The sequence below is a fragment of the Neobacillus sp. DFD-2R genome, from assembly GCF_057747865.1.
Map to the genome: position 1 here is coordinate 5,133,419 of NZ_CM173228.1, position 20,009 is coordinate 5,153,427.

The 20,009-nt window shown below is 41.2% G+C and carries 17 protein-coding genes; 1 reads left to right on the forward strand and 16 read right to left on the reverse strand.

The genetic code is table 11. The features are described from left to right. Positions 1-8: 8 nt before the first annotated feature. The 7 genes from AC3ANV_RS25745 to AC3ANV_RS25775 all read right to left on the reverse strand — a co-directional run bounded on the left by AC3ANV_RS25745 (position 9) and on the right by AC3ANV_RS25775 (position 9,621). Positions 9-1,154, reverse strand: coding sequence for a CamS family sex pheromone protein (locus tag AC3ANV_RS25745; protein WP_488311417.1), 1,146 nt, complete (start codon positions 1,152-1,154; stop codon positions 9-11). 14 nt (positions 1,155-1,168) lie between these two features. Beyond that, positions 1,169-3,175: an NAD-dependent DNA ligase LigA gene (gene ligA, locus AC3ANV_RS25750; protein ID WP_488311418.1), complete on the reverse strand. Its 2,007-nt coding sequence runs from the start codon at positions 3,173-3,175 to the stop codon at positions 1,169-1,171. Positions 3,176-3,251: 76 nt separating this feature from the next. After that, positions 3,252-5,492 (reverse strand): DNA helicase PcrA, encoded by a 2,241-nt coding sequence (gene pcrA / locus AC3ANV_RS25755; RefSeq protein WP_488311419.1) that lies wholly within the window; start codon positions 5,490-5,492, stop codon positions 3,252-3,254. Between the two features lie 67 nt (positions 5,493-5,559). After that, complete coding sequence (pcrB, locus tag AC3ANV_RS25760; RefSeq protein ID WP_488311420.1) at positions 5,560-6,243, reverse strand: heptaprenylglyceryl phosphate synthase; 684 nt, start codon at positions 6,241-6,243, stop codon at positions 5,560-5,562. Between the two features lie 168 nt (positions 6,244-6,411). Further along, positions 6,412-6,726 (reverse strand): YerC/YecD family TrpR-related protein, encoded by a 315-nt coding sequence (locus AC3ANV_RS25765; protein ID WP_488311421.1) that lies wholly within the window; start codon positions 6,724-6,726, stop codon positions 6,412-6,414. 26 nt (positions 6,727-6,752) lie between these two features. After that, complete coding sequence (locus AC3ANV_RS25770) at positions 6,753-7,802, reverse strand: DUF3048 domain-containing protein (RefSeq protein WP_488311422.1); 1,050 nt, start codon at positions 7,800-7,802, stop codon at positions 6,753-6,755. A 76-nt stretch (positions 7,803-7,878) separates the two neighbouring features. Beyond that, complete coding sequence (locus AC3ANV_RS25775; RefSeq protein ID WP_488311423.1) at positions 7,879-9,621, reverse strand: adenine deaminase C-terminal domain-containing protein; 1,743 nt, start codon at positions 9,619-9,621, stop codon at positions 7,879-7,881. 153 nt (positions 9,622-9,774) lie between these two features. On the opposite strand from AC3ANV_RS25775, the gene AC3ANV_RS25780 reads away from it, so the two are divergent. After that, complete coding sequence (locus tag AC3ANV_RS25780; protein WP_488311424.1) at positions 9,775-10,089, forward strand: YgaP family membrane protein; 315 nt, start codon at positions 9,775-9,777, stop codon at positions 10,087-10,089. A 167-nt stretch (positions 10,090-10,256) separates the two neighbouring features. On the opposite strand, the gene purD is transcribed toward AC3ANV_RS25780, so the two are convergent. The 9 genes from purD to purC are packed head-to-tail and all read right to left on the reverse strand — an operon-like array spanning position 10,257 to position 19,936. Then, positions 10,257-11,525 (reverse strand): phosphoribosylamine--glycine ligase, encoded by a 1,269-nt coding sequence (gene purD / locus AC3ANV_RS25785; RefSeq protein WP_488311425.1) that lies wholly within the window; start codon positions 11,523-11,525, stop codon positions 10,257-10,259. Positions 11,526-11,540: 15 nt separating this feature from the next. Next, the gene (gene purH, locus AC3ANV_RS25790; RefSeq protein ID WP_488311426.1) at positions 11,541-13,079 is read right to left on the reverse strand and encodes a bifunctional phosphoribosylaminoimidazolecarboxamide formyltransferase/IMP cyclohydrolase; all 1,539 of its coding nucleotides are present in this window, start codon (positions 13,077-13,079) and stop codon (positions 11,541-11,543) included. Next, a complete protein-coding gene (purN, locus tag AC3ANV_RS25795; protein WP_488311427.1) occupies positions 13,054-13,656 on the reverse strand; it encodes a phosphoribosylglycinamide formyltransferase in 603 nt (200 codons plus the stop codon). Before purN ends, purH begins: the two co-directional genes overlap by 26 nt. Beyond that, complete coding sequence (purM, locus tag AC3ANV_RS25800) at positions 13,653-14,687, reverse strand: phosphoribosylformylglycinamidine cyclo-ligase (RefSeq protein ID WP_488311428.1); 1,035 nt, start codon at positions 14,685-14,687, stop codon at positions 13,653-13,655. Before purM ends, purN begins: the two co-directional genes overlap by 4 nt. Positions 14,688-14,698: 11 nt before the next feature. After that, on the reverse strand, positions 14,699-16,111 hold the full coding sequence (gene purF, locus AC3ANV_RS25805; RefSeq protein ID WP_488311429.1) for an amidophosphoribosyltransferase: 1,413 nt from the start codon (positions 16,109-16,111) through the stop codon (positions 14,699-14,701). After that, positions 16,096-18,312 (reverse strand): phosphoribosylformylglycinamidine synthase subunit PurL, encoded by a 2,217-nt coding sequence (purL, locus tag AC3ANV_RS25810; RefSeq protein WP_488311430.1) that lies wholly within the window; start codon positions 18,310-18,312, stop codon positions 16,096-16,098. The genes purF and purL overlap by 16 nt, the downstream gene beginning before the upstream one ends. Beyond that, positions 18,296-18,979: a phosphoribosylformylglycinamidine synthase subunit PurQ gene (gene purQ, locus AC3ANV_RS25815; protein ID WP_488311431.1), complete on the reverse strand. Its 684-nt coding sequence runs from the start codon at positions 18,977-18,979 to the stop codon at positions 18,296-18,298. The genes purL and purQ overlap by 17 nt, the downstream gene beginning before the upstream one ends. Beyond that, positions 18,976-19,230: a phosphoribosylformylglycinamidine synthase subunit PurS gene (gene purS, locus AC3ANV_RS25820; protein WP_488311432.1), complete on the reverse strand. Its 255-nt coding sequence runs from the start codon at positions 19,228-19,230 to the stop codon at positions 18,976-18,978. Before purS ends, purQ begins: the two co-directional genes overlap by 4 nt. Continuing rightward, the gene (gene purC, locus AC3ANV_RS25825) at positions 19,223-19,936 is read right to left on the reverse strand and encodes a phosphoribosylaminoimidazolesuccinocarboxamide synthase (RefSeq protein WP_488311433.1); all 714 of its coding nucleotides are present in this window, start codon (positions 19,934-19,936) and stop codon (positions 19,223-19,225) included. Before purC ends, purS begins: the two co-directional genes overlap by 8 nt. Positions 19,937-20,009 lie beyond the last annotated feature (73 nt).

The following is a 20,009-nucleotide window of genomic DNA, read 5'->3' on the forward strand; positions in this document are numbered from 1 at the left end:
CGGTCCTTTTAATAAATATGAACAAACGGTTCAGTTTCATTTGCTTTTCGGACAATAAGTGCTTCGGGACCGTCAACAGAAGTAACACTAACTGAAACGGCTATATACTTAGGGAAATGCTCCATAACAAGCCCCGTAACATATTGGGTAAAACCAATTGCTTCAGTTTTACCATAGAACTGAATTGGAATCGTAATCTCCAAGTTCTGTAATTGGTCACCAACATAAAATGCTTTGCCAATAACCCCATTAAAGTTCGGAAAATACTGCTCCACGTCTTGTTTAAAGTTTAAAAAAGCAGTTACATCATCACGATGGGCATCTTGAGCGTCAGTTGAAGGAAACAAATAGTACTTTTCATTAACGGGCTCCCAGCTGCCAATATCTGTGCTGCCCTTGTTAACTGTAGCATAAGTGAAGAAATTCCCGGGCACCACCGAAGATTTACTTTGCTCCGCAAATAAGGCGACCGTAATGGGAACATCCTTCAAATCCTTCATATTACGGAGGCGCTTGATTACCTCTGCTGCAATACTTTTCCCTTGGCTTTCCATTTCAATAACAGGGATTTTTTTCTCATATGTTGGTCCGTATTGTACGGTTTGATAATAATAAATCGAATTTAAGGCAAGACCAATTGTCACTCCGCCCAGCGATACATTTCCTTTATCATCCTTCGTTAAATAATCATGCTCTAAAATCTGCGATAAATAAATCGGGGTAGTTCCGCTTCCATCATCAGACGGGTTTAATCCGATATTATCAGCGTCAGATATTTTATTAGCTGCTTGTTGGGCAGGGGTAAATTTTCGATTTAACCAAAGCTTAACCGTATTTCGTTTAATTTCCTGACCTTCACGAAACAAATATTTGTCGGTTGAAAAATTGTTTTGGGCAATTCTTATCAAACCTGTTTCAAATTCATCAATGTCATACCGTGTATTAAGATTACTGACTGTCATGCCGCGCGTTTCCCCTGGTTCAAACGGCAAAATCGTCCGATAATATTTATCTGAAATATTATATTTTGGAATAATCGCTTTCCCTTTAGTTGTATCCTTTGTTTGTACCACTTGATCTTGCTTTTGAAAGCTTGGGGCACAGGCACTAAGCAAAAAAACAAGGGAAAGAACGAGCAATGAGAGTTTTCTCACGTCGATAACACCTCTTATTTATTTAATTCCACAAGGAGCTTCTCCTCGTCCCACACTTCAATTCCCAGTTCTTGTGCTTTTGTTAATTTGGAACCGGCATCCTCTCCGGCAATAACCAGATGCGTTTTTTTGCTGACGCTCCCTGCTACATTACCGCCGAGTGCTTCAATTTTTTCCTTGGCTTCATTCCTGGATAACTGCTCTAGTTTCCCTGTAAGAACAACTGTTTTCCCGGCAAAAATGGAATCGGACTCTTCAGCCGATACCTGCCTGGAACCCTTGTATTCAAAATTAACGCCACACTCTTCTAATTCAATGATTAGGTCTTTCGCTTCTTCTTTTTCAAAAAAGGTAACGATAGAGTCAGCCATTTTATCACCAATTTCATTTATTGAAATTAATTCTTCTTTGGAGGCTGTAGCCAGTTGGTTCATTGAGCCAAACTGCTGGGCAAGTGTTTTGGCTGCTTTGGCCCCAACATGACGGATCCCAAGTCCAAATAAAAGCTTTTCAAGGGAATTTTCTTTTGAAGTCTCAATTGCTTTTAAAAGATTAGAAACAGATTTTTCTCCCATTCGTTCAAGAGCTAAAAGCTGCTCACGAGTCAGTTTATAAATATCCGCGACATCCGCAATTAATTTTTCAGCAAAAAGCTGGCTGATTACTTTCTCACCGAGACCGTCAATATTCATCGCATCACGCGATACAAAGTGAATCAAACCCTCCCGAATTTGCGCAGGACATTTCGGGTTGATGCACCTAAGAGCCACTTCTCCTTCAATACGAACCAGATCACTTTCACACTCCGGACAATGTGACGGCATGTGAAAATCGACTTCTCTACCTGTTCGCAGATCGGCGAGGACATTCACGACTTCAGGAATAATATCTCCTGCTTTTTTGATCACTACTTTATCACCGATTTTAATATCCTTTTCGCGGATTAAATCTTCATTATGCAATGAAGCCCGTTGTACCGTCGTTCCTGCCACTTTAACAGGCTCAAGAATCGCCGTCGGTGTCACTACGCCTGTTCTGCCTACGCTTAATTCGATATCCATTAGTGTCGTGATTACTTCCTCCGCAGGAAACTTATAAGCAATAGCCCAGCGCGGGCTTTTCGCCGTTGTGCCAAGCTCATCCTGTTGTTCTAGAGAATCTACTTTGATAACAATCCCATCGATTTCATAGGGAAGATGCGGGCGTTTTTCTACCCAGCTATTTACGAATTCAATTACTTCGTCAATGGTTGCACACTTTCTACGTTCTTTGTTCGTTTTAAAACCAAGATGATCCAGATAATCGAGACCTTCACTATGAGAAATTACACCGGTCCGTCCAGTATTGCCAATCCCATATAAAAAAACATCGAGATTTCTGGAAGCAGCCATTTTTGGATCAAGCTGTCGTAATGATCCTGCAGCAGCATTTCGCGGGTTGGCAAACGGCTCTTCACCCTGTTCTTCCTTTGCTTTATTCAATACTTCAAAAGAACGTTTTGGCATAAAAACTTCACCGCGAACCTCTAATGAAATATTTTCCCGTAATCTCAGCGGGATCGATTTAATCGTTTTTAAATTAGCGGTAATATCTTCACCCACGGCCCCATCCCCGCGGGTGGCGCCTTGAACAAACAATCCATCTTCATACCTTAATGACACAGCAAGTCCGTCGATTTTCAATTCACAAACATAGGAAAATTCATTGCCGACTGCCTGACGGATACGACGGTCAAAGTCTTTTAAGTCTTGCTCGTTAAAAGCGTTCCCCAAACTGAGCATCGGGGTTCGATGCTCCACCTTTTCAAAAACATCAAGAACCGCACCGCCAACACGTTCTGATGGAGAATCAGGGGTTTTCAACTCCGGAAACTTACCTTCAAGCTTCAAAAGTTCTTGCATTAATCGGTCATATTCTGCATCCGGAACGGTGGGTTTGTCCAACACATAATATTCATAGCCATACTGATTTAATAGGCTTCTTAATTCATTGATTTTCAGTTGAGCTGTTTGTAGATCCATATATCCTGTCCCTTCCGTAAAGGATTTATCTAGAATTACTGTAATCCAAAACAAGAATTGGGGCAATTATGAACAATTACGCCTTCTTGATCGGAGCAAATTTGGCTAGAAGTCGTTTGATACCCGTTGGACTCGGAAAAGCAATATCAAGCTCTGTACCTTCCCCCTGTCCTTTTACACTCACAACGGTTCCAATTCCCCATTTGCCGTGTTCAGCTTTATCTCCCACTTTCCAACCAATCGTATCCCCGCCGGTAGTTGCAGCAACAGGACGCATAACCGGTTTCCTTGGCGCTTGATTTCCAAAAGTGGTTCCTGATGAACCGAATGATCTCCCACTTGACCCAAAGGGAGTATTCATTTTCTTCTCCGGCTCTACCCCTTCAAGTAGATCTTCGGGGATTTCACTAATAAATCTTGAGGCAGGGTTCATATTGGTTCTTCCAAACAAGGTTCTCATCTGTGCATTGGTTAGGAACAGAGTTTGCTCTGCTCTTGTGATACCTACGTATGCCAGACGACGTTCCTCCTCCATCTCAGCTTCTTCCATAAGGGATCGGCTGTGCGGGAATACTCCCTCTTCCATACCAATTAAGAAGACAACCGGGAATTCCAAACCTTTAGCAGAGTGTAAGGTCATCAGAACAATAGAATCTGCCTTTTCATTATCATCATCCATCGAATCAATGTCGGCCACAAGCGCCAGATCAGTTAAGAAGGCAGTAAGACTTTTATCTTCGTTTGTTTCTTCAAAATTTTTCGTAACAGATAATAATTCCTCAAGGTTTTCAAGACGGCTTTGTGCTTCAAGCGATTTTTCCGCTTTAAGCATTTCTCGATAACCGGTCTTTTCCAGAACCTCTTCGACCAGCTCAGTTACGGATAGGTATTCCTGCATTTGCGTGTAATTATGAATTAGATCACGGAACACTAACGCGGCTTTCGTAATTTTTGGACTTAAGCCAATTAGTTCAACGGAATCAAGTGCTTGAAATAAAGATAGGTCATGCATTGCTGCAAAATTGGCTATTTTATCGAGAGAACTTGAACCAATTCCACGTTTTGGAACATTAATGACGCGTTGGAGGTTTAGATCACCATCCGGATTGGAGATTAATCGTAAATACGCAAGAATATCCCTGATTTCTTTTCTATCATAGAACTTAGTTCCGCCAACAATGCTGTATTGGATATTCGATTTTAGTAAAACTTCCTCCATCACACGGGATTGAGCGTTTGTCCGATAAAGAATGGCAATGTCTGATAGCTTATACTTACCGTCACGGGTTAATTCTTTAATTTTACCGGCGACGAATTGAGCTTCACCCTGTTCACTGTCGGCACGATAATAGACTAATTTATTACCTTCCGGGTTTTCTGTCCAAAGATTTTTAGCTTTACGATTCATATTATTGGCAATGACCTTATTAGCCGCCAAGAGAATCCGCTTTGTTGAACGATAGTTTTGCTCAAGTAGAATAACGGATGCATTCGGGTAGTCTTTCTCGAAGGAAAGTATATTAGCAATGTCTGCACCTCTCCATCTGTAAATGGATTGGTCCGAATCCCCTACCACACATAGATTTTTAAAACGGTTCGCCAGTAATTTCACTAAAAGATACTGTGCTTTGTTTGTATCCTGATACTCGTCAACATGAATGAATTGAAACTTTCGTTGATAATACTCGAGCACTTCAGGTACCCGTTTAAATAATTGAATCGTCATCATAATTAAGTCATCAAAATCAAGGGATTGATTTCTGCGGAGACGTTTTTGGTACTCCTCGTAAACATCACTTACGACTTGTTCAAAATAACCTCCCGCTGATTTCGCATACTCTTCCGGTTCAATTAGTTCGTTTTTTGCAGAACTAATTGATCCTAAGATTGCCCGCGGATCAAATTTTTTCGGATCAATATTTTTATCCTTTAGGATTGCTTTCACAACTGACTGCTGTTCGCCGGAATCCAAAATTGTAAAATTACGATTAAAGCCTAATCTGTCGATATCTCTCCGTAGAATTCTTACACACATTGAGTGAAAGGTCGAAATCCAAATTTCTTCGGCAGCTCCGCCCATCATTTTTCCGATTCTTTCTTTCATCTCTCTTGCGGCTTTATTGGTAAATGTAATTGCCAAAATATTATAGGGATTAACTCTTTTTTCTACTATTAAATAAGCAATTCGATGCGTTAGCACTCTTGTTTTACCGCTTCCGGCACCTGCCATCAATAAAAGCGGACCATCTGTCGCTTTTACAGCACTTTGTTGTTCAGGGTTCAAGCCATTTAAAAGCTTGTCTGATAAATATTGCATTTCGTCACCACCATACCAAACATTAGTTCTATTTTATTTTAATGCTATTTTCCTTCTCTAGCAAATTTTATCTTACACTATTAACAGTTGCTAATGCGTTATCAAAGTCTTCATAAATGGCGTTACCCACCACTATTACATCTGCATATTCAGCCATTTCCGCTCCCTGTTCAGGGGTATAGATTCCGCCGCCATAAAATAATGTTGTGTTGTTAAGGACCTGTTTTACTTCAGCTACCAAGTCTACATTGCCATATTGACCACTGTATTCTATATAAAAAATCGGCAGATGAAACATTTTTTCTGCCATCATTGCGTAGGCTTTGACATCATCGGCGGTTAATTCACAATTTGCCGAAGTCAGCTTTGCTGCTTTGCAATCCTTGTTCAAAATGCAATAGCCCTCCATTACAATTTCCTGCCAATCCATAATGTCACCGAATTCTTTTACAGCCTGATGGTGAAGTCCCGTGATCCACTTTGGATCATTACTATTTATAATTGTCGGTATAAAATACAGGTCAAATCCCGGCGTCACGGTTTCGATGCTGGAAATTTCAAGTACACATGGAACGGTAAACCGACGGATTCTTGCCATTAAATCGAGGACTTTATCAAGTGTTACCCCATCAGTTCCACCAACGATGACCGCGTCGGTACCTGATTCACAAATTTTTTCTATTTTTTCATCCGATATCTCTTTATTGGGGTCGAGTTTAAACACATGGCGCCACTCGCGAAAATCATACATCCCAAAATCCTCCCATTCTTCTTTCCATTACACCATTATAGCATTAGGCCGAAACGATACAAAAAGAAAACAAATAGAAATCTTAACCATGTAGACGCTGGAGCTAGACAGTTCTCAAGTTTCAACTAAAAGAAAAAAACCGAAGAGCGTTCTCTCCGGCTAAGTATATTATTCTTCCACTTTCGTACTGTTTTCTTCTTTAAGTCTTTCAAGCACTAATTCATAGGTGTCGTTTCCATAGTTTAAACAACGTTTAACACGTGAAATAGTAGCTGTGCTTGCACCTGTTTCCGTTTCTATTTTATGATAGGTGTTTCCTTCGCGAAGCATTCTTGCTACTTCTAAACGCTGTGCTAAGGATTGAATTTCATTAATCGTACACAAATCATCAAAAAAGCGGTAACATTCCTCCAAATCCTTCAATGAAAGAATTCCCTGGAATAATTGATCGAGCTCTTTTCCCCGTAATTTATTTATTTGCATATTTTTACCCCTTTAATTAAATATTATTATTTCACACCGAAAGTTACACTTTTATCGAGACCGGGATTTGTCGGGACAACATTCACCCATGTTTTCCCTTGAACAAATGGAATCGTTTTTCCATTTTTCACAGGAACAATTCTTCCGTTCTCATTTTTCCATTCCACTTTATTCACTTTGCCCATTTGCAGTAAGTAACCTCTGCCACCGGATAGTAAATCAATGCTCCTGTGTCCCCCGGAGTCTACAATTTTGTGAACCGCCTCAACAATAAAGATATTATCAAGTAAAATTGGCTCTTTTGTTTCTAAATCAACGGTTTGCTCACTTCCTGAAAAACGCTTATACTTCCCAAGTGTTGTATCAAACTCAAAAGATGAATCTGAGGTATGACTTAACGAATAGGAAATCATCACTGATTTTGCTTCGTTACCTGTAATCTTCTTGCTATCTTCATCTGACATAAACGTAAAGGCCGGTGGTGTCTGATCCATGGAATACTTCTTGAGCTTCACACCTTTTAAAATATTTTCATACGTAATATAGGAATTGTGAGGCGCTTTCCGAAAGCTTGCTCTTTGAAAGAGGGTGCCATCATAGACCATGCCATCAAGATCATTAATGTAACCCTGTTTAAGCATTTCTTCTGCTTCAGGGCTTTCACCATGATGAATATAAAGTGCATCCAGTCCCTTGGCCAGTTCCATATAATATTTTCTGGCACTTCGAACAGGCCCGATATTAGTTGGCTTTTCACTTTGAAATACGGCAAGGAAGCGTGTAATATCTCCTTCTGCAAGAATTTCATAAACGATGTCAGCCTTGTTTAATCCGGATTGCGGCCTTGCCAATGGGTGGTTGTTAATCATAACTGCAATGGCTCTGCCGTCTGTTTGTGTTTGAGAGCCCTTTCCTGTTAAAGGAAAATAATATGGGTACTGGTTTTTTTCTTCTTCTTTTTTTTCAGGCTTTGTTACTTCTTTTGCTTTATTGACAGGCTCTTTGACTGTCTTTTTATCAATGCAGCCTGAGAGTAATAAAACTACAGCGATTACTGCAACCGCCCATTTTCTCATTTATTAACACCTCTGTTTCCTTATCAAACTATGGTGTCAAAACTTTCCCGCTGTAATTCGTTACTACATTTACATTTTAACGCATTATAGACGGAAAGAGTACAGTTTTGTTTATCACATCGTACATTCCCTGTTGGGTAATTCGAATATAGGGCAAATGCGTCGAGGAGAAGAATAGCAATGTGTAAAGAGGATCTAAAAACGAATAGCCCCGATCCTGCAATTTTTCCAGTAATTCTTTCTCTTGTTTCATTAAATCTTCAACAGGAAGGTCCGTCATAACTCCTCCTAATGGCAAACCAAGCTCACAAATGGTTTCGCCACCTTCAACCATGATAATTCCTCCACCAACTTCCTTCATTCTGTTAAAAGCATGGAGCATATCCTGTTTATTTTTTCCAATTAAGATGATATCTCCCGTACTGGAAAAAGAACTGGCTAAAGCTGATAAATTTGTAGCAAAACCTTTTAATAACGTATTAATTCTCCACTTTCCATTTCGGTCAATTAATGTAAAAAAACATTCATCATGAACCGTCGGCAATTCATCTCCTGAAACATCAATTGCGATAGAATAAGGTTTCGTGATAACAGAATTCTCCATTTTGATTCCGAAAGGCATTGAATATTGCAAATCATCCATTGATAATTCCCAATCCAATTGCATAGGTTTTAACCCATAATCCTCCCAGTTGATAGACCCATATGCATTCGTATTCCCGCCGCGATGCTTCACCCATTTTCCTTTGGCAAGCACCGACACCGGTGTAGGGTCTTCAATACTTGATAAGAAGTTGATATTGGCAACCCGTCCTGTAGCGATGTTTCCATGTAAATGATCAATGCCGTAATAACGGGCAATATTAATTGTAGCCATATTATAGGCATCAATGATCGGAACCCCTTTTTCGATTGCAATCCTGATCATTTGATCAGTAATTCCCTGCTCGTAAAATGTCGACGACGATCCATCCGTGTTAAGCATTAAGCGATCATATGCCTCAATTCCTAATCTTTTTAAATCATCTAATAGTTCAGGTAAATCCGGGCGAATCGACGAATAGCGAAGTGACACCATATAACCCTGCATTAACCGGTTATATACCTCTTCACCGGTCATTGCCTCATGATCACTATCCGCTCCCAGCAGCACCATTTTTGCTAATGTTTTTTCGGAAGCTCCGGGAAAATGTCCTTCTATTTTCTTGCGCATCCTTTTTGTTTCCTGAATCCAATGAAGCATCATATCGTCGCCGTCCAATAATTTTGGCCAACCGGTCAATTCCCCGCCTTGCAGAACACCATCGTGCTCAAGCCATGATTTAATATTGCTATGGGAAAAAATTTCATCCTCATTTAAAAGCTCCGTTTGCGAATCAAAACGACTCCACCAAAACATTGTAGTCGGAATGGAACGCAGGTCTTTTAATAATGAAAACGCTTCCTTTTTTGTGAAATTTAAAAGCAAGGGCATGTTATCATTGATTAATGTCGTAGTTCCAAACTGGGATGCATAGGCCGCGAGTGTTTGGGGATTATATAAATTAAATGGGTGAGCATGCGGTTCAATATATCCAGGTACAAGAATTTCATTGGTACAATCAATAATTTCGCAGTCTTCAATATGTCCGGGCAAATTTTTTCCAACATAAACAATCCGATCTTCATAAATCCAAATATTTGCCCTCATCCATTGACGAAAGGTTTGATTTAAATACAAAGCATTTTTTAATAAAATGGTTGGTGATTGTTTACCATCCAAAATGGATACATGCATGCGTAATTGTCTGTTTTTCCAGCGGTAACGTTGTTCCAGCATACAATATCCCTCCCTTTTAATACTATTTATCTATAAAAAAGTTGATTTATTAACAAAGAAAGCCCTTACAAAAAATCTTTTGTTTCTATACTATCATATTTTACTGTTTAAAGCATTAAAGAATTGATAAATATTGTAAAGGAGTGATCAATTGTGAATATCAAACCAAATATAGGTATTTTAAATGCATTAATTCGGATCACAGTTGGCTTAACTGTCTTGTCCTGGTGCACGGCAAAACTTGTAAAATTCCCATGGAGGGATTCCTATTTGCTTGTAGCTTTATGCGGGGCAATGAAGGTTGCTGAGGGAATTGTTCGTTTTTGTCCTGTAACTGCTTTATATGACCGTTGTCAAGAAATCATGCCAAATCAGAACCAATCAAATAAATCTATGGAATCAATAGATGGGTTGGAAGGCCTAACAAATATAAACGGCGAACAGGCAGTACCATACAATCCTTCTTGATGTAAGAAAAGCGCAAGCGCCTGTTTAGCGAAGTACACTAGTCGCAGGGCGCTGGAGCTAGACAATTCTCAAAGTTAAAATTATACTTTCTTATCTTTTAAAAAGGGCTGACCATTTGGTCAGCCCTTTTAGGTATTTAAAAACATGTATCAAATGTATAACCGCAATTAGTTTTGAATTAGGTTTTTAATAGCCTTTCCACCGATATCCCTTCGATAAAAGACTCCATTACATGTTAGTTTATCCAGCTCCACATATACTTTTTTCTGGGCTTCTTGTAAAGTTTCTGCCATCGCCCCAACAAGGAGAACCCGGCCACCGTCCGTAATGAAATCACCGGAATCGTTTTTGGATATTCCCGCATAAAAGGTAAATACCTCTTCCTCTATTTCCGATAAACCTTCTAGTACAGCACCTTTTTCGTAAGCTTCCGGATATCCTTTTGCTGCAACGACAACTCCCAGCATAGCCTGTTCATCCCATTTAAGCTCGGGACACTTGCCGGCTAGCAGGTCCAAAATGGTTTGGACAATATCCGATTTTAATCTTGGTAAAATAACCTGCGTTTCAGGGTCCCCGAAACGGGCATTAAATTCAATCACTTTTGGACCATTTTCTGTTGCAATTAAACCGGCATAGAGAATTCCGCTAAAGCTTCGGCCTTCCTGCACCATTGCTTTTGCTGCAGGCTTGAGAACAGTATCAATAGCCATTTGGACCACATTATCACTAATATGAGGTACAGGTGAATAAGCACCCATTCCTCCGGTATTTGGCCCTAGATCGCCATCAAATGCCCGTTTATGGTCTTGAGCAATTTCAAGCGGAACAACGGTTTCGCCATTAACGAATGCCATCAGTGAAAATTCCTCACCGCTTAAAAATTCTTCGATGACCACTCGGGAGGAGGCTGCACCAAACTTCCCGCCAACAAGCATGTCTTTTAGGCTTTCTATTGCTTCTTCAATGGTCAAAGCAACGGTTACACCTTTTCCTGCCGCAAGTCCGTCAGCCTTAATAACAATCGGTGCCCCTTTTTCTTCTATATATTGACGTGCCTCTTCAAAAGAGGTAAACACTGCATACTCAGCAGTTGGAATCTGGTATTTTTCCATCAATTCCTTCGCAAATGCTTTACTTCCTTCAATTTCAGCTGCCGCTTTCCGAGGCCCAAATACAGCTAAGCCTGCTTCCATGAATTTGTCGGCAAGCCCTTCAAGAAGCGGTACTTCCGGTCCGATAATCGTCAAATCAATTTGCTGCTCTTTGGCGAATTGAAGAAGTTGTTCATGGTCTGTAATGGAGACAAGCTCTGCCACATCTACCATCCCTGCATTACCCGGTGCCACAAAAACCTTGTTAACTTGCGGGCTTTCCTTAACTTTTCGGCAGATGGCATGCTCTCTTCCGCCCTGGCCAATGATTAATACCTTCATCACTCACACCCCCGCTTAATGTTTAAAGTGTCTTACTCCCGTAAATACCATTGCAATGCCGTATTCATCAGCTTTCTTGATGGAGTCTTCATCACGGATGGAGCCACCCGGCTGAATAATCGCCGTAATTCCTGCTTTAGCTGCTGCCTCAACGGTATCATCCATTGGGAAGAAAGCATCGGATGCCAGAGATGCGCCTTCAGCCTTCTTACCTGCTTGTTTTAAGGCAATTTCAGCCGCGCCAACGCGATTCATTTGTCCTGCACCAATCCCAATGGTCATATCCTCACTGGTTACAACAATGGCATTTGATTTCACGTGTTTAACTACCTTCCAGCCCAACTTTAATGACTCCCACTCTGCATCTGTTGGCTGTCTTTTTGTTGGAATCGTGATATTCGCGTCCTCCAACGTAAAGCGGTCTTGTTCTTGAACGAGCAATCCGCCCTCAATTGTAGTCATCTTCATCTCCGCTTTATTCGCTTGCTCAAATGGAATCGTCAATAAACGAAGATTCTTTTTCCCTGTTAAGATAGCGAGAGCTTCTTCTGAATAAGACGGAGCAATAATTATTTCTAAGAAAATTTCATGCAGCTTTTGTGCAGTTTGAACATCCACTTCCCGATTAAAAGCAATAATGCCGCCAAAAATAGAGACCGGATCCGCTGCAAACGCTTTTGTGAAAGCTTCATAACCTGTTTTTCCTGTACCAACACCGCATGGATTCATATGTTTAACCGCTACGGCTGCAGGTTCTGTAAACTCTTTCACAATCTGAAGAGCGGCATCAGCATCATTAATATTGTTATAGGAAAGTTCTTTTCCATGAAGCTGGTTGGCATTAGCAATTGAAAACGTTGAACCAAGTGGTTTTTTATAAAAAGCCGCTTTTTGGTGCGGGTTTTCTCCATAACGAAGTGTTTGATTTAATTCATAGGTAACTGTTAATTTTTCAGGCGTTTCTTCCCCTGCAAGATCTGTCATGTATTCCGCAATCAACGCATCATAGGCTGCAGTGTGACGGAATACCTTCGCTGCAAGCTTTCTTCTTGTTTCCAGGCTTGTCTCCCCATCTGCTTTTAATTCTGTAATAACCGTTTCATAATCAGCAGGGTCAACAACTACTGTCACATATTGATGATTTTTCGCCGAAGCACGTAGCATTGTCGGACCGCCGATATCAATATTTTCAATCGCATCCGCTACTGTCACATCAGGCTTTTCAACTGTTTGCTGGAAAGGATAGAGATTCACACACACAAGCTGTATAGGCTGGATTTGATGTTCACTCAATTGCTTTTGATGCTCTTCATCATCATGTTTTGCTAATAAGCCGCCATGAATAAAAGGGTTTAGAGTTTTGACACGGCCTTCTAAAATCTCAGGGAATCCCGTTACATCACTAACACTAAGAACTGGGATACCTTGTTCCTGAAGTGCTTTTTTTGTTCCTCCCGTAGAAATGAGTTCAAAGCCAAGGCTGACGAGATTTTTAGCAAATTCAGTTATTCCATTTTTATCGGAAACACTAATAAGCGCGCGTTTTTTTGTCATATGTAACTCCTCCTTGTGTTAGCAGCATCTGCAAAATCGATGGGTAAAGCTTGTGCTCAATTTTATGGATCTTCTCTTGAAGAGTTTCTCTTGTTTCATTTTTTTCTATACGAACTCGCTCTTGAACAATGGTTGGACCTGTATCCATTCCTTCATCAACAAAATGGATGGTTACGCCGCCCCATTTCGCTTTAGCGGCCAACGCCTGCCCAATTGCATCCTTGCCGGGAAAATCCGGCAATAGTGACGGGTGGATGTTAACGATACGCCCTTCATACTCTCTTAGTAATGTTGAGCCAATTAATCTCATGTAGCCTGCCAGGACAATCCATTCAACGCCGTTAAATCTTAATTCGGCTAAAATTTCTTTCTCATAGTCTTCCTTGCTGCTATATTCCTTAGCCTTAAAAACAAAGCTGCGAATTCCCGCCATTCTGGCCCTCTCGAGACAATAGGCCTCCGGTTGATCACAAACGAGAAGAGAAATGTTTGCATCAAGCTCTCCTGCTTGAATGACATCAACAATTGCTTGAAAATTGCTTCCGCTCCCCGATGCAAACACAGCGATATTCTTCATTTTCTTCCTCCATCACCGGTAATAGTAATCCCTTCACTTTCTGTAACAACGCCAATTTTATATGCCGTTTCACCACATTGACTAAAGTGCTCCAGCACTGCGTCAGCGTCTTTAGAATCAACTGCAATCACCATGCCGATTCCCATGTTAAAAATATTATACATCTCCTGCTGTTCGATATGTCCAAGAGAAGATATCAAACGAAACACCGGTGGAATGTTCCAGCTGTTTTCGTGGATTTCTGCACCAAGACCTGCCGGCAACATCCTCGGAATATTCTCGATAAACCCGCCGCCGGTAATATGGGCCATCCCTTTTAAAGTGAATTTTTTCATTGCCGCCAAAATCGGTTTCACATAGATTTTTGTTGGTTTGAGCAATTCCTCACCTAATGTACACCCTAGTTCCGCAACATATTCGGTTAACGAGGAATCTGCAAATACCTTCCGAACGAGTGAATAGCCATTACTATGGATCCCGCTTGAGGAGAGTCCGATAAGCACATCACCTGAAGAAATTGCTTCCCCCGTAATTAAGGCCGATTTTTCACAAGCTCCTACTGAGAACCCGGCGAGATCGTACTCATCTAAACTATACAGACCGGGCATTTCAGCTGTTTCTCCGCCAATTAACGCACACCCTGCCTGCTCACAGCCTTCAGCGATACCTTTAACAATAGCCTCTATTTTTTCAGGAATAGCTTTTCCGCAAGCAATGTAATCAAGAAAATACAATGGCTCAGCCCCTTGTACAACGATATCATTGACGCACATCGCTACGGCATCTATACCAATCGTATCGTGACGATCCATCATAAAAGCGATCATCAGCTTCGTACCGACTCCATCTGTCCCTGATACAAGAACAGGTTCTTTTAAGTTTAGGACTGACAGATCGAACATGCCGCCAAATCCGCCCAAGCTGCCCAGAACACCAGCCCTTGCTGTTTTTTGAACATGCTTTTTCATTCTTGAAACAGCTTCATAGCCCGCTTCGATGTCTACGCCGGCTTCTCTGTATGCATTAGCCATGACTGTCCCTCCTATTTTTGATAATAATATTGCAGTGTGTCAGGATAAATTTCAGTTGGGTATTTTCCGGTAAAGCAGCCCAGACAGTACCCTTCTGTCCCATTACCATCTTTTTTACCAATGGCTTCGATCATTCCTTCCACACTTATAAACGTTAAGGAATCCGCACCAATTAGTTTTCTTATTTCCTCCACTGATTTATCAGAGGCAATTAATTCTTCCTTCGTTGATGTATCGATGCCATAGAAACATGGGTTTTTAATCGGTGGCGAACTGATGACCACATGGACCTCTGTCGCTCCTGCATCTTTCAACATTGTTACGATTCGTCGGCTGGTCGTTCCCCTAACAATAGAATCGTCAACCATGATGACACGCTTTCCTTCTACAACACCCCGAACCGGTGATAATTTCATTTTTACCCCTTGCTCTCTAAGTGACTGCGAAGGCTGGATGAAGGTACGTCCGACATAACGATTTTTAATTAAGCCCATCTCATAGGGAATTCCCGCTGCTTCAGCATAGCCGATTGCTGCTGAAATGCTGGAATCCGGTACACCAGTAACGACGTCTGCTTCAATCGGCGCTTCAAGTGCCAGTTTCTTCCCGAGGCTTTTACGGGCGGTATGGACATTAATTCCCTGTATATCACTGTCAGGTCTTGAAAAATAAATATACTCCATTGTGCAAATGGCTTTCGTCGTACTTACAGCAAATTGTTCAGATGTTAGACCATCATTATTAATAATTAACAATTCGCCGGGTAAAATATCACGGATATATTCCGCTCCCACAACATCAAAAGCACATGTTTCCGATGCGACAACATAGGCATCTCCTAGGCAGCCTAAAGAAAGTGGTCTCAAGCCATGGGGATCGAGAGCCACCATTAGTTCAGTTTCTGTCATTATTAAATAGGCATAAGCCCCTTTTAACATCGATAGAGCATTTTTGGCACGGTCTTTTGAATCGGAATAACCGCTTCTTTTCATTAAGTGAGCCAAAACCTCTGTATCGGAGCTCGTTTGAAAAATACTTCCCTGCGCTTCAAGCTGATGTTTTAACGATTTGACGTTTACCAGATTTCCGTTATGAGCAAGGGCAAGGCTGCCGCTTTGAGAATGGAACAAGAGCGGCTGGACATTCTCGTATCCGCCGCCTCCTGCAGTGGCATAGCGAACATGGCCAATAGCCGCATCCCCTGTTAATTCCTTCATTACATTTGATGTAAAAATCTCGGAAACTAACCCTTCTCCCTTAGCACCTTTAAGCGTTTTTCCGTCAGATACCACGATGCCTGTACCTTCTTGACCGCGATGCTGAAGACTGTGAAGGCCATAATAGGTTAGCTGTGCTGCATCAGGATGTCCCCAAACGCCAAAAATTCCACACTCTTCATTTAAACCCTTTAATTCAGCAAGCATGGGATAGCTCCTTTCCAAGCAGCTTTTAATTGGTCAACTGAAGCCTCAAGAACACTCGTCTTTTCGGCTAGAACCTGCAATTTTCCGGATTCATTCACTTCGCCAATCAGGTTTGCTGTGACTAAACGCTCAAATTCTGATTGGTGCTCTTTTTTGACGGTTAATAGAAAACGGGATTGTGTTTCACTAAATAATGACGATACCGGATTCCCCTCGATTTCGACGGTGGCACCAAGCTTTTCATTAGCAAATAAACTTTCTGCCAGAGCAACAGCTAACCCGCCTTCCGAAAGGTCATGTGCCGATTGCACCACACCTGCACGTATCGCTGCTAGAATTTGATCCTGTCTTTCTTTTTCCAAAGCCACGTTTAATTCCGGCGCTTTGCCAAAAACTTTTCCGTTCAACAGTTTTTGCAGCTCGCTGCCGCCAAATTCATCTTTGGTTTCGCCAACCAGATAAATAAGATCGCCGTTTTGTTTAAAATGCTGAGTTGTAATGTGGTTAAGATCTGTTACTAATCCAACCATTCCAACCACTGGTGTTGGATAAATAGCTGTACCGCTTGTTTCGTTATATAAAGAGACGTTACCGCCGATTACTGGTGTATTTAGAATACGGCATGCTTCACTCATTCCATCTGCCGCTTTTTCAATCTGCCAGAATACTTCCGGTTTCTCCGGATTACCAAAGTTTAAGTTATCTGTAATCGCTAATGGCTCAGCACCGGAACAAATAATATTACGGGCTGCCTCAGCAACCGCGATTTTCCCACCCATTTCAGGATCCAAATAGACATAGCGGGAATTGCAATCAGTTGTCATTGCTAAAGCTTTCCGAGTACCGCGAATCCTAACAACCGCAGCATCAGAACCGGGAGCAATGACAGTATTGGTGCGTACCATGTAGTCGTATTGCCCATAAACCCATTCCTTGCTTGCTACTGTTGGCTGACTTAAGATATTTAAAAGAGTATCCTTAACATCATCAACTTGTGGAATTTCATTTTCCATCGCTTGGAACTCTGCATAATAGTCAGGTTCTTTTGATGGTTTATGGTAAACAGGTGCATCTTCCGCTAATGCATCAACAGGTACATCGGCAACTGTTTCCCCTTTATGGATTAAACGCAGCTTTTTATCGCTCGTTACCTTACCGATTCCAACTGCTTCTAAGCCATATTTTGCAAAAAGATCAACGATTTCTTGTTCTCTTCCTTTTTCTACGACGATGAGCATCCGTTCCTGGGATTCTGACAGCATCATTTCATAAGCCGTCATTCCTGTTTCCCGTTGTGGAACAAGATCTAAGTTCATTTCAATACCCATTCCTGCTTTACTTGCCATTTCAGCAGAAGAACTTACCAACCCTGCTGCGCCCATATCCTGAATCCCTACAAGTGAATCAAAATGAATTAACTCCAGGCATGCTTCTAATAGCAGTTTCTCCATAAACGGGTCGCCTACCTGAACAGCCGGACGATCTTCATTAGATTGTTCTGTTAATTCTTCGGAAGCAAATGTTGCACCATGAATACCGTCACGTCCTGTTTTTGCACCGACATACATCACCGTATTACCTTCACCATGTGCCTGCCCTTTTTTAATATCCTTATGATCTATTAACCCAACACACATCGCATTGACTAAGGGATTTCCCTCATAGCATGGGTCAAATTGAATTTCGCCGCCGACAGTTGGGATTCCGATACAGTTTCCGTAACCGGCAATACCGGCAACGACTTCCTTAAATAAATAGCGAACCCTTGCTGAGTCCAGCTCACCAAAGCGAAGTGAGTTTAACATTGCGATCGGTCTTGCTCCCATGGAGAAAACATCACGGATAATACCGCCAACACCCGTTGCAGCCCCTTGATAAGGTTCAATTGCGGAAGGGTGGTTATGGCTTTCAATTTTAAATACAACCGCCTGATTATCGCCGATATCGACAATCCCAGCACCTTCGCCGGGACCTTGAAGTACACGATCGCCTGTTACCGGGAATTTCCTTAGAACAGGCTTGGAATTTTTGTAGCTGCAATGTTCAGACCACATAACGGAAAACAGGCCTGTTTCTGTATAATTAGGAGTACGTCCAAGAATGTTTTCAACCATTGAAAATTCTTCATCGGATAAACCCATTTGCTGATAAATTTTTTCTGCTTTAATCTGATTAGGATTTGGTTCAAGCGTTAACAACATTTGCTTCCCTCCAATGTTTTACAATCGATTGAAACATTTTCAGTCCATCTGCACCGCCTAAAAGCTCATCTACAGCTCTTTCAGGGTGTGGCATCATACCAAGAACATTCCCTTTTTCATTCGTAATTCCCGCGATATCAGCAAGGCTTCCGTTCGGGTTCTGCTGATATGTAAAGACAATTTGATTGTTTTCCTTTAATTTCTCGAGCGTTTCGTCGTCACAATAGTAGTTTCCTTCTCCGTGCGCAACCGGGATCATAATCGTTTGCCCTTCGCTATATTCACCCGTAAACATTGTCTGCTTGTTCTCTACCTTTAATTCAACCGGCTTACAAATAAAGGATAGACTTTCATTCCGTCTCATCGCCCCCGGAAGTAATCCTGCTTCAAGGAGAATCTGAAATCCGTTACATACTCCTAGAACCGGCTTACCTGCTTCTGCAGCTTTTATGACTTCCTTCATGACATTACTAAATCTGGCAATGGCTCCAGTGCGCAAATAGTCACCATATGAAAAGCCGCCAGGGAGCAAAATTCCGTCAAACTCTTCAAGACTTTCTGTATCGTGCCAAACATATTCAACCTGCTCTCCAAGTTCATCTTGAATGGCATGAAACATATCAACGTCACAATTCGATCCTGGAAAGACGATTACCGCAAATTTCACTGAGTAACACACTCCTCTACTTCGTAACGGTAATCTTCAATAACCGGATTTGCTAATAGGTTGGTACAAATTTCATTCACCACATCATTAATATCCCGCTCTGATTTTTCAATTGTTAGCTCCATATATTTACCGATTCGGACATCGGCAACTTCCTTATAGTTTAAAGAGTTTAAAGAGTTCGTTACTGCCTTACCCTGCGGATCTAATACACTTTCTCTTAACGTCACATATACCTTAACTTTATACATGCTGATGTCCTCCTAATCTCGCTAAAATATTTTCATATGCATCTGTTAAATTCCCTAAATCACGACGGAATACATCCTTATCAAGCTTTTCATTCGTATTTTTATCCCAAAAGCGGCAAGTGTCAGGTGATATTTCATCAGCAAGCAAAATTTGACCTTGATAGTCTTTTCCAAACTCTAATTTAAAATCGACAAGACGAATACCCAGCTCATCAAAAAAGCTCGTTAGAACCGCATCAACCTGTAATGCCTTCTCTTTTAAAATAGAGATTTCTTCTTCTGTTGCTAAGTTTAGTTCAAGAATATGATCCACTGTTACAAGCGGGTCGCCCAGAGCATCATCTTTTAAATAAAACTCAACGATTGGAGCTTTTAATTCTTTCCCTTCTTCGACTCCTAATCTTTTTGAAAAGCTGCCGGCTGCAACATTCCGTACCACTGTTTCAAGCGGGATGATGGATACTTTTTTCACGAGCTGTTCCTTTTCTGAAACTCTCTCGATAAAGTGAGAATCAATTCCAGCTTCTTTCAACTGTAAAAATAGCAAACTAGTAATCTCGTTATTTAAACGTCCTTTACCGGTTATGTTTGCTTTTTTTTCTCCGTTAAAAGCTGTTGCCGAATCCTTGTACTCAACCAAAACGATCTGTTCATTTTCTGTTGTATAAATTCTTTTCGCTTTTCCTTCATATAGAAGTTCTTTCATCAGGAACGCCTCCACGTTTCGCAATATTAGGAATCTTCAGGATAAAACAGAGGGGCTAAGCATGCCCCTTTAA